Here is an 11,905-nt window from a genome sequence, read left to right on the forward strand (position 1 = left end):
TTATCCTCTCTTCTTGGCAAAGTAAGCCTCCATCACACGGATAAAATCTTGTGCACACTGACTCAATTCTGTATCCTCTCGCTTGACGTAAACCATGCGGTTTCCTTTTCCTTCCTTAAAGGGAATCACCGTAATCCCATGTACGCTCTCGCTATCTAAGAAACCTGATCCCGTCGCATAGGCATCTGTTCGCTCCAAAATGCCATTTAAGGTTGCACGGTCCGTGACATCAAAGGTCACTGATGAATCGGATGTATCAAAGAAATTCTCAGAATAGTAAAGATACTCATCCTTTTCCTGCGTGAAACGCACCGTTGGCAATCCCACCAGATCTGCTAATTCAATCACGGATTTTTCCGCCAAGGAATGGCCTTTTCGAATATAAATATGCGTCTGAAAAGGAATTAAATCGACTACTTCCAAGCGTAGTTTTTCAAGCTTTTGCATAATGCCCTTAGTATTGCGATTATTGAGATAAATAATCCCCAACTCACTATGCCCCTGCGCCACTTCATCTAAAATCTGCACGGTAGTCGATTCAAACAAGCGAAATTTAGGATATTCTGGAAATTGTTGCGAAAATTCGGTGATAAGAGGCGGTAAAAAATCATAGTGTTGGCTAGAAATTGAGAACTCAGACTCACCCTCATCATGCTGTAGATACAGATGTTCAAAGCTATCAAATCCCTTAACCAAACTTTTAGCCTTATCATAAAATTCCATTCCCCGTCTCGTCAAGAATGTTCCTGAACTGGTACGACTAAAAATCTTAAATCCTAGCTCTTTTTCCAAATCGCGTACAGAAATAGACAAGCTCGGTTGCGACACAAACATTTTCTCCGCTGCTTCTCGAAAAGTTCCACTATTTGCAATCGCTACAACATAGCGTAATTGTTGAATATTCATTCTGCCACTTCCTTTGTAAAATCTTCTTTATTATACCATAATCTACAGTAAGAATATGGGACAAAAGTCCCCAACCACCTTGTACAGATGAAGAAATCACAGATTAGCATTTTCTACTTGCATGCATTTTTCAACAATTTCCACAGAACGGATCTTTCTACCTGACTAGTCCCCGTTTTCAATGCTATGATAACACCTTTTTCCTCGTAAAAACTATCATCTATGAAAAATTACTTTTCAAAATGAGTCTTTCTTCCTTTATCCTAGGATTCAATTTTCCTAGGTTTTACAGTTTGGCATATCTTCATCATCGGATTTAGTAGCTGATGCTAAAAATCAGAAATTGAGGGCTACCAGCTGGATAAAACGGTGATGACTCAACCATTTAGTTAGTATTTTCCAACCTTTACCACTAACTTGACCAGAACTTCTTGAACTCATCTCCCTCATCTTGTAGTCATTCAGTTTTTACTTATGATGTTGCTCCTTTATCTTGCCTAACTCCTCTCGCCACCTAGAAACTGAAAGACTCTATTGCGAATCTCCTACTATTGGTCAGTAACCTTGCGATGTAAGATAGGAATAATCAGGTGAGTGACTCTTTCTACCTGGGTCTCAACATCCAAAAACGAGTTTCATCCAGTAGAGGATATTAGCCCGAACCTCTAATGTAAGAAATGAGGAAAAATCAAACTCTTTTTCTACATACCGCTTTCTTTCCTGCTCCCTAGCTGGCTACGAGTTACCGTTTTATTTCACGGAGTATAGTCATTTCGTTTATATTTTTATTCCTTCGTTCACTCGTCTTGCTGTACTCCAGTACTACCTGCGACTCGTTGCCTAGCACTAAAAATAAACGAAACGGCTATAGTCAGAAGTACACATAAAAAAGGGAGTGGGAAAGAACTCAAAACACATAAAAAGTGTTCGTCTTCCCACCCCCGCATAGCTCCAACAGTCCAGAGTAGTGACTGTTGGAGATTGGAAATGAAGCGAATTCGTTCGCATCAGTCGTAGAGGTCAGATTTAGAGTGTGAAACACGAACAAATCTGCCAATCAACCACTGCGTCAAAGTAATTCGGTTAATAAAGTCAGAAAGCTGGGATTTTTTCCCAGCCTCTTGTAAAAGCTAGTAAGGGGTTCCCTTACTATTTTGCGATAGGGTAAACAGATACTTGTTTTTTATCGCGCCCTTTACGTTCAAAACGTACTACACCCTCTACCTTAGCGTAAAGTGTATCATCTCCTCCACGACCTACGTTAGCTCCTGGATAGATTTTTGTACCACGTTGGCGGTAAAGAATTGAACCACCTGATACAGTTTGACCGTCAGCCGCCTTAGCTCCAAGACGTTTTGCTTGAGAATCACGACCGTTTGACGTTGAACCTCCACCTTTTTTGTGGGCGAATAGTTGCAAGTTAGCAAGATTCAAGTTTAACATAATGTTATTCCTCCAATATTCTGTGATGAGTGTTGTTTCGCTAAGCTAGTATTAAGCGTTGATAGCGTTGATAACAACTTTTGTATAAGGTTGACGATGACCTTGTTTACGGTGGCTACCTTTTTTAGGTTTGTATTTGAAAGTAACAACTTTCCTTTGTTTTCCTTGTTTTTCAACAGTTCCGACAACAGTAGCACCTGCTACAAGTGGAGTTCCGACAACAGTCTTTTCACCACCAACAAGAACAACTTCGTTAAATGTAACGTCTTGTCCAGCTTCAACATTCAATTTTTCAACGTAGATTGCTTGACCAACCTCAACTTTAACTTGTTTTCCGCCAGTTTTAATGATTGCGTATGTGCTCATTATGCACCTCCTATGATACTAAGGGACTTCTCCCCGGATTTTTTGTGAAGACTCGCCTAGCATCGTGGGACGAACCTCTTAAACGATGATCGAGCGGTTGCACAGGCTGTGCATAGTCAACGTTCTTATTCTACCACTCTTATTCGAATTTGACAAGTATTTACTATTCAAAGAATGTGTCTAGTTTTTTGGGAACGTTCGGAAATATCCTATAACCTAAGAAAACTGGTACTTTTCATTTCAAAAAAAGACTGAGTCCAATTCTTCCCTTTGCCCCAGTCACTAACGATAGCATCTTTTATGTGTTCCAATACTGTTTGACTGATGAGGTACAGTTCGCCTTTTGTCTTTCTGAACAAAAAGCTCCGCTCCACATCTCAGAGTTCATATCAACATCTTACGCAGTAGTTGACTGCTTCAACGGTATAGGATCATTGAAAGGGAGAAATGAAACATTGTTCCTTTTTGTGTCGAGGAAGAGGCTAAAAACCTCCACTGGAGGCTTTCACTCATATTTGTTCACTTTTTTAGCTCAAAATATAGCACAATCAACTGTGGGAGGCAAAAAGACGAACTCTTTTTTCTACCTGTCAAGTTCTTTCCCAATCCCTTGATAGCGACTGTCTAATGGTTGAGTGACCATAAAACAAAATATCATGCATCACTTCCTTTGGTCAAGCATATAACTGAACAACGTGATTTATCTTCCTGCACTTTCATATTTTTTTAATCCTTTTTTAAAAATTAAACAGCTTATAACCATCAAAAACACGGTGAAAATTAGTTGATAATAAAATAAACTCAAGCTATCTTTTTCTAAAAAAATGAGCAGCGCCGGATTGGCAATTAATACACTAGGAATAAATAGCAGAGCAAACAGTCTGTTAATCCCTGTAAAAATAGTATATGGATACTTAGAAATGCCAATATAATTCAAAAACACGTCTACTTTTGAAAATTTCGTTGGGAACCAAAATGAACTAATGGTGATTAGAAACCAAATTGAATAGTAGATAATACAACCACATACTAAAGAAAGAATATAAAGGAATAGTTTTAATGGATTCAACTGTACATTTAAGCTTTCACAACTGATAACAACAATCGCAAGACCAAAAAAAGTATTCACGAATTGAACCAAATTAAATGATCTAAAAGCATAGAACAACTGGGTATCAAATGGTTTCAATAGAACGTGATCTAAATTTCCATTCAAAATATCCGATTCTAGCATTCCCATGCTTCTAATTAATAATCCCATCATCATTCCATCTACAATCGTGTATGAACCGACTAAAAATAAAATTTGAGAATATTCCCAACCATTAAAATCCTCTATATTTAAGAAAATCAATTTAAAAAATACAAGGGGTAACCCAATCCACAGGATAGAGGAAAATAGACCACAAAAGAAGTCAAAATGAAAATTCATATCCGATTTGAAACCATAACCAAGTAATCTAAAAAGTACATTTACTCTAAACATTTTATCCTCCCACATTTGAGAAGTGTTCCACCCCTTTTCTCAATAAAAACCTAGATAGCATATATAAAAGGATACACCAAATCAGCTGAACACAAATAACGCCCAAAGCTTCCATTGGTTGATAGGTTTCATTTCGAATTATTTGGAGCGGTTCATATACTAAGTATTTAAAGGGTAACATATCTACAAATAGACGAACATTATTTGAAAAAAAGTTTAAAGGCAATACGATTCCTGATAAAAACTGAATGACTATTTCTTTAACAGTAAGCACAAAAAAGATATTTTCCAACCAGAAAGAAAGCATCCCCACACAACATGATAGTAAAAACCATAGAACCATAGACAAAACAATCGAAATACTTCCAAAAATAAAGGTTTCAATGCTTAAAAATTCATTCCTATAGTAAATACTAGAAAACAAAATCACAGGAATGATACTAAATAATAGATGAGCAATCCTATCTCCAAGCATTTTGCAAAAATAATATCTATAAAAAGTAATCGGCTTTAGTAATATACTAAAAAAATTCCCTGAATGAATATCGTCATTGATTTCCCAATCAACTGGGTAAAAAACAAAGTACGAAAAAATAATCGTTCCTAAATAGTATTGAACCATGGAAGTAAAGTTATACCCTGCTATCCTCGTCTGATTGCTTTGATATATGTATGCCCATAAAGATACTGATATCATGATTTGTACACTTGCTTGTACTATCAACAATAATACACTCGATTTATAATTTAAAATAGATTGGAATGATATCTGGATAATAGAGATTTCTTTTTTCAATTTTACTCCTTTTTCGTAAAATAGTTTTGTAAAATAATTTCTTCCAAAGAAAGATTTGACAGTTCAAAATCTTCTATATCTGCAAGCTTGCTGATTGCTTCTAATGCTTCAAAGACAAAATCTCTAGGTATTTTTAGTAGATACTCCGAATCTTTTTGAGAAATAAGAACCATTCCTTTAATAGGCCATACCTCTGGCACAGAATTCAAGGTCATTTTTATTTTTAAATATTTAAAATCAGAAAATTTAGATAAAATAATGTCCATGGACTCCTGTAAAAGAATTTTTCCTTTATCAATAACAATTACTTCATCACAGACAGACGAAATGTCATCCATATCATGACTTGTTAAAATAATCGTAGTCTGCCATTCTTCATTCATTTTCCTTAAAAATTCTCTGATATCTTTTTTAGCCTGAATGTCTAATCCTATAGTGGGCTCATCTAAAAATAATATTTCCGGACTTGTTATAGATGCCGCAATAAATTCCATTTTCATTTTTTGTCCAAGAGAGAGGGTTCGGACTTGCTGATAAAGTTGATCTGTTACATCTAATAAATTGCTCAACTCCAAAATTCTTTCTTGTAAAATTGACGGCTCTACTTCGTACAAAGTACCAATTAATTGAAAATAATCCATCGCTGAGACATCTTGAAATAATTGCAGTTTATTTCCTACTACTACTGAAATATTTTTTCTAAAATTGATACTTCTTTCAAATGGAATCTCGCCGTTCACTTCTAATTTTCCAGAACTGGGATAGAGAGTTCCAGTCAACATTTTAATCATTGTGGATTTACCAGCACCGTTGCTGCCAATAAAACCAACTATACTTCCTTTCTTAATCGTAAAGCTAACATCTTGAACAGCTTGAACCATTATTTGGTGAGGTCTTAAAAATCTCTTAATAAATGGAAGTCTTGAATCAAAATGATAAAAAACTTTAGATAAGTTCTGCGCGTCTATAACTATTTCATCCATATATCTTTCCTTTCGATAAAATATGTTCATTTGCCTCTTCCACACTTTACCAGTTTGAATATTTTCTTATCGTTAAGATTGCTATCTCCTATCAAACTCTAAAAGTCACCAACATCTTATCACTTAAAAGTTAAGCGCTTTCTTTTTTAGGTGAAGCAAGATTTATTTTTCTCTTATGAGCACATTCATTATAATCAAAATGAATAGATATATCAAGAATTTTCCCAATAAAAAATCTCTTCAAGAACCTATCAAGTCATCAACCAATGCTATACGCTAAAAGTTAGATAAAAAACATCTAACTTTTAAGCCTGCAGTTCAATCTTCATCACGTTTTTCTTGCTCTTCTTTCTACTCTTATCTTTAAGTCATTTCAACATGAGTGGGCATCTATTCTATACCCATCCATTCTTTTTAATGACAAAAAAGAGAACCAATTTCTCAGTTCTCTTAGCTGATAAGACATGATGTTCACTTTCCCAAAACCTGGACGCTTCTCTCTTTAAAAAGCAGGACAAGGACATGACATTAACGTTTCCAATCCTATAGGAAAGCAAACTGCAACTTCTCCCCAGCTTTTTTACCAGCTTAACTGGTACTGCATAGTCGAAAGAAATCAAGACTTTTAGGAAAAGTCCCCTCACTATCCAATAGACCTCTAGTAAAAAATGAAATCCCGTGATGACTGTTTGCTTATTCTCAATCCTATATGCCGGAAATACTTCCATTATCTGAGCAAGCTGGTGACAGCTTCCCTATAGTGTCTTAATAGCTGTTGTCCCAAACTAAAGACTCTCTATTATCCTTGCTCTGCGTAATATTCTTGACCGTAACCGTCCACCTCAGCATTGATTTGCCAAGAAATCCCAAATTTATCTGTTATGTTTCCATAGGCTGGTGACCATGGAACTGCTTGAAGTTCCATGTTAATGGCTTTCGCATCTACACAGAGTTTGCTGTAAAGTTCCTGTGCTGTTTCCACATCATCAGTAATAAGAGCAACTGTAATATTGTCACCCATTGTATAGGGCATTTCGGGATTATTATCTGAAAGCATGAACCGTTGACCATTCAGGCGAAATTGTGCATTCATCACATAGTTCTCCAATTCCACCGGACAATCTGGCAAAAAGTCCTTAAACAAATTCACCTGCTCAACGGTTGCTCCAAGAGCATTCTGATAAAACTCAATCGCTTCCAAACCATTACCATTCGTAACTAAATATACTTCCATTGCTTTAAGCATGAAGAACCTCCAAAAAATAGTGATACCCTATAAAAATCAACCTCTTCAAGCTTTTACAACCTCTTTTTTAAAAACTTGAAGATAAGGAGAGCAAAGCTAGCCTCCTCTAAACGGCAAGTAGAATTTGAAGTTCGGGAAGATGAACTAGCAAGGCCATAAGTTGATTTTTAGCGAATATGATAACACATTATATCATGAATTTCTTATACTGACAAATGAACCATTTTAGAAAACCTACTATGGTCTGTGAAGAAAATGTATGCAATCATTTTTTAATTGCATACATATTTCAAACTATTTTTACTAAACAGAGCTGTTACCATGGACAACCCCTCATTTGCAATGCCACTCTAACACATTTTCCTGCTTCACCTATGAAACATTACTTTCTGAAAACAAATCTTCCCTTATGTATTTGTATATGTATCACATTTGAGGGTCTACTCCCCTATCTCCTTATCTTATATAATCATTTCGTTTATCTTTTATTCCTTCGTTCACTCTCTTTGCCGTACCCTAAATACAGCCTGCAGCTCCTTGCCTAGTACTAAAAGCAAACAAAAAGACTATAACAAATCCTGAATCCATTCATCAACCTCGTCTTGTTCTGCTTGCGGGGTGATTTCTGTCACTATGATATGGCGAACCGCTCGCTCTACCATTCCTTCTACGTCTAAGCGACTTTCATACTGCTCGACATTTTTAATCTTCGGATTGGTTTTAGGGCGATCAGGTGCAAAAATTGTACAGCAATCCTCAAAGGGCTGAATAGAAATTGCAAAGGTATCGATTCTCTCAGCGATATCAATGATTTCTAGCTTATCCATCGTCACAACAGGGCGGATAATAGGTGTATTGGTTACAGCATTGATGGCCTGCATGCTCTCCAAGGTTTGGCTCGCTACCTGGCCCAAACTTTCGCCATTGATAATGACAAGACCACCACGTTCTTCACGAATACGATCTGTTATTCGCATCATAAAACGGCGCGTCAAGGTCATGAGATAAGCCTCGGGCGCTTTTGCCTTAATCTCCTCTTGGATTTCTGTAAAGGGAACCTCTATAAACTGGATATTTCCAGCAAATTTAGTCAATTTTCGTGTCAACTCTTGAGCCTTTTTCAGCGCACCAGGACTAGTGTAAGGAGGGCTAGCAAAATGTACTGCTTCAATATCTACACCGCGTTTCAAGGCTAAATAACCTGCTACTGGTGAGTCAATACCACCAGATAACATGAGCATGCCCTTACCAGACGTTCCAACAGGAAGTCCACCCGCCCCACGGATAGTCTCGTAAGAAATATAGGCTGCCTCTGCACGAATCTCCACTCTCAACTCAATATCCGGTGCCTTCATCCTGGCCTGAACATTTGGAATAGCTTCAAAAACTGCATTTCCTAAAACTTGATTGAGTTCACGGCTATCCAATTCAAAATGATGATCGCTTCGCTTGCTGGATACCTTGAAAGTCATACCTTCTTGATAAATATCCGCCATAATCTCTTGTACCGCCATGATCAAGGCAGGCACCGATTTTTCAATCTTATAAGAAGGAGAAAAATTTTGAATCCCAAAAATTTTCTGTAGGCTTTCAGCTACCGGCTTGTAATCTGTCCCATGGAGATAAACATGAGCCCGATCACGATCTGCCATCACTTTTACTGCTGGATAAATGGACAAAACATCCTTGATATTCGCCCGGAGTTTAGTGATAAATCGCATCCGATTCTTGCCCTTAGTGGACAATTCCCCGTATCGAATCATAATTTCTGAATACTGCATGATTTCTCTTTCTATCTTACTTTCTTGGTTTGTTCATAGATCATTTTAAAGGTTGTTAAGACCTGCTCAATCTGACTCATATCATTTTCTAAGTCCAAACTCAGGCGAACAGCTGTCGTCGCTAACTGAGGCTGAATTCCCATGGATAAGAGTGTTCCTGCTGATTTTCCTGCTTTTGCTGAGCATGCTGAGGTTGTTGAAACATAGATATCGTACTCCTCAAAAGCATGGAGCAAGACCTCTCCCCGTACACCTTTTACCCCAAAGGTCAGAATATGAGGTGCAAATTGCTCTTGACCTGAAAAAATAGTGATGTCTTTATAAGTACCTAGACCTTGGATCAAGACCTGCTTCATCTGACTGGTTTTCTTGGCAAAATCTACTTGCTCTTTCATAGCCATGCGAAGAGCCTTAGCCGTCGCTGCAATTCCTGCAAGATTTTCAGTCGTTGAACGTTTCCCTGCTTCTTGGCCACCACCTGTTAAGAGCGGCATTATTTTCTTACCATTTTTGATATAAGTAAAGCCAACTCCTCGAACACCGTGGAATTTATGGCTAGAAAAGGTGGCAAAATCAACACGGTCTGTCAGATAGTCCGCTGTAGGGATTTTAGCCAGAGCCTGAACCCCGTCCACATGAAAAGAAATAGTAGGCTTGTCTTCCAGTAAATCAGAAATGGCCTGAATAGGCTGAATAGAGCCAATCTCATTATTAACTGCCATCACCGATACCAAGGTTGTATCAGGTCGTAGTAAAGCTGCTAATTTTGCAACATTAACAAAACCTTGCCTATCAACCGGCGCAAAATCAACATCGAAACCTTGGGTCGCAAGCCAAAGCGCTGATTCCTTGACCGCAGGGTGTTCAATATCCGACACAATAATGTGCTTGCCAAACGGTGCCTTTTCAAAAGCAATCCCTTTAATAACCCAGTTATCTCCCTCAGTACCACCAGAGGTAAAAAAAATTTCTTGTGGCATAACCCCTAGTAAATCTGCAATTTGCTGCCTGGAAGCCTGCAAGATGCGGCTTGCTTGACTCCCAAGACTATGCAAACTTGACGGATTGCCCCAAATCTTGGTAGAGACTTCTGCATAGGTTGCAAGTACCTCTGGATAAGGGCGGGTCGTTGCCGCATTATCTAAATAAATCATTCTCTATCCCCTTTTCATCTGTCTTTCCATTATATCAAATTTTAGGACCTGAGAGATAGAAAAACTCTGTTCGAACAGCGCTTCTACTCCTTATGTTACAAAATCTGAGCCAAAGCATTGATGTCTTTTTGGCTAGTGGACCAACTGGTGGCTAGACGAATAATCGTATAGGTTTCATCATATTTCTCCCAAAAACCATAGCAGACATTCGCTCTATCCAATTTTTTCAATTCCTCATCTGTTACCAATAAAAACTGCTGGTTGGTGGGAGTTTTGAGATAAAAGCGATACCTTTTTTCTTCCAGTAATGCAATCAACTGATCAGCCATTTCAATCGCATGCGTTCCTAATTGTAGATACAAGTCATTTGTAAAAAAACAATCAAACTGAACTCCTGTCAGCCATCCCTTAGCTAAGAGAGCGCCATGTTGCTTGACAATAGTCGTAAAATGCTTGGGTCGATTTAGCTTGGTAAAAACGACTGCCTCTCCCATAAGCGCACCCATTTTTGTCCCACCAATGTAAAAAACATCTGTCAAGTCCGCAATCGCTGGCAAATCAAGATCTGTCGAATGAGCAGCCAAGGCATACCCCAGACGCGCTCCGTCTAAGAAAAGTGGAAGCTGGTAGTCCTTGCAAACCCTTGCTAAATCAGACAATTCCTGCTTGCTATAGAGAGTACCATACTCTGTTGGATGTGAGACATACACCATTCCTGGAAAGACCATATGCTCACGATTGGCGTCCGCATAAAAGTTTTCTAGCAACTGACGGACAGCACTGGCTTCAATTTTTCCCTCCTTGTGAGGCAGGGTCAAGACCTTATGACCAGAAAATTCAATCGCTCCTGCTTCATGTACAGCAATATGACCTGTATCAGCAGCAATCACTCCCTCGTAGGATGCAAGCATAGCAGCAATCACCACTTGATTGGTTTGAGTCCCTCCTGACAAAAAGGTGACCTCTGCTTGTGGACAGTTGGTGGCTTGACGAATTTTCTCAACTGCACGATAGCTATACTCATCTGTACCATAGCCAGATAACCCCACATCGTTGAGCGCTACCAAAGCATCTATTATAGCTGGGTGTGCTCCCTTGTTATAGTCATTTTCGAAATGTAGCATTGCATCTCCTTTTCTCATAAACTAGCTAAAAAGAGAGTGGGATATCGTCTTTGAGTTTACTTTTAGTACTAGGCAAGGAGCTGCAGGCTGTACTCTACTAGTACAGCAAAGCAAGTTAACAAAACAATAAAAGATAAACTAATGAATTATGTTTCTCCCACTCCTACAAGATTGATACGTTCCTCATTAAAAATTATGTATAGTCTTTTAGTTTACTTTTAGTACTAAGCAACGAGCTGCAGGCTGTACTAGGTACGGCAAAGCGAGTGAACGAAGCAATAAAAGATAAACTAATGAATTATGTTTCTCCCACTCCTACAAGATTGATACGTTCCTCATTAAAAATTATGTATAGTCTTTTAGTTTACTTTTAGTATACTCCTTTAGTTTATAAACAGTATATGGTATAGTAGTTATATGGCATATGATTTAGATTTTAGGAACCGAGTATTAGAATACGTAACTGCTGGTCACAGCAAAAAAGAAACCTGTGCGCTTTTTGGCATTAGCACAAACACACTTTACGTTTGGGAAAAACAACTTTCAGAACAAGGGCATCTAGAGCGGAAAAAACGTGTTGCTAAGTCTCGCAAAATTCCCTTAGAACAGTTGGAAGCCTA

General features: G+C 38.1%; 11 protein-coding genes and 1 other annotated feature. Of the genes, 1 reads left to right on the forward strand and 10 read right to left on the reverse strand.

From position 1 onward, the window contains the following. From E4T79_RS07915 to E4T79_RS07965, 10 genes are all read right to left on the reverse strand, one after another. Positions 1-906, reverse strand: a complete 906-nt coding sequence (locus tag E4T79_RS07915) for a LysR family transcriptional regulator (protein WP_135029243.1) — start codon at positions 904-906, stop codon at positions 1-3. Positions 907-2,055: 1,149 nt separating this feature from the next. After that, positions 2,056-2,349 (reverse strand): 50S ribosomal protein L27, encoded by a 294-nt coding sequence (gene rpmA, locus E4T79_RS07925; protein WP_067089616.1) that lies wholly within the window; start codon positions 2,347-2,349, stop codon positions 2,056-2,058. Positions 2,350-2,400: 51 nt separating this feature from the next. Further along, a complete protein-coding gene (rplU, locus tag E4T79_RS07930) occupies positions 2,401-2,715 on the reverse strand; it encodes a 50S ribosomal protein L21 (protein ID WP_135029245.1) in 315 nt (104 codons plus the stop codon). A 38-nt stretch (positions 2,716-2,753) separates the two neighbouring features. After that, positions 2,754-2,824 (reverse strand) — a sequence feature (ribosomal protein L21 leader region). A 591-nt stretch (positions 2,825-3,415) separates the two neighbouring features. Beyond that, positions 3,416-4,201, reverse strand: coding sequence for an ABC-2 family transporter protein (locus E4T79_RS07935; RefSeq protein WP_135029250.1), 786 nt, complete (start codon positions 4,199-4,201; stop codon positions 3,416-3,418). A gap of 1 nt (position 4,202) precedes the next feature. Continuing rightward, positions 4,203-4,997: an ABC-2 family transporter protein gene (locus tag E4T79_RS07940; protein ID WP_135029252.1), complete on the reverse strand. Its 795-nt coding sequence runs from the start codon at positions 4,995-4,997 to the stop codon at positions 4,203-4,205. Positions 4,998-4,999: 2 nt separating this feature from the next. Then, a complete protein-coding gene (locus E4T79_RS07945; protein ID WP_135029254.1) occupies positions 5,000-5,980 on the reverse strand; it encodes an ATP-binding cassette domain-containing protein in 981 nt (326 codons plus the stop codon). A 799-nt stretch (positions 5,981-6,779) separates the two neighbouring features. After that, positions 6,780-7,226: a VOC family protein gene (locus tag E4T79_RS07950; RefSeq protein WP_135029256.1), complete on the reverse strand. Its 447-nt coding sequence runs from the start codon at positions 7,224-7,226 to the stop codon at positions 6,780-6,782. A gap of 566 nt (positions 7,227-7,792) precedes the next feature. Continuing rightward, positions 7,793-9,007 (reverse strand): tRNA uracil 4-sulfurtransferase ThiI, encoded by a 1,215-nt coding sequence (thiI, locus tag E4T79_RS07955; RefSeq protein ID WP_135029258.1) that lies wholly within the window; start codon positions 9,005-9,007, stop codon positions 7,793-7,795. Positions 9,008-9,018: 11 nt separating this feature from the next. After that, positions 9,019-10,161: a cysteine desulfurase family protein gene (locus E4T79_RS07960; RefSeq protein ID WP_135029260.1), complete on the reverse strand. Its 1,143-nt coding sequence runs from the start codon at positions 10,159-10,161 to the stop codon at positions 9,019-9,021. A 95-nt stretch (positions 10,162-10,256) separates the two neighbouring features. Then, positions 10,257-11,285 (reverse strand): aminotransferase class I/II-fold pyridoxal phosphate-dependent enzyme, encoded by a 1,029-nt coding sequence (locus E4T79_RS07965; RefSeq protein WP_135029262.1) that lies wholly within the window; start codon positions 11,283-11,285, stop codon positions 10,257-10,259. Positions 11,286-11,702: 417 nt separating this feature from the next. Here E4T79_RS07965 and E4T79_RS07970 point away from each other — a divergent pair. Further along, positions 11,703-11,905 (forward strand): IS630 transposase-related protein (locus E4T79_RS07970; protein WP_167752654.1); only part of this gene is annotated, 203 nt, incomplete at its 3' end.

Origin of the sequence: Streptococcus sp. LYSM12, from assembly GCF_004569635.1 — a bacterium.
Lineage (GTDB): Bacteria > Bacillota > Bacilli > Lactobacillales > Streptococcaceae > Streptococcus.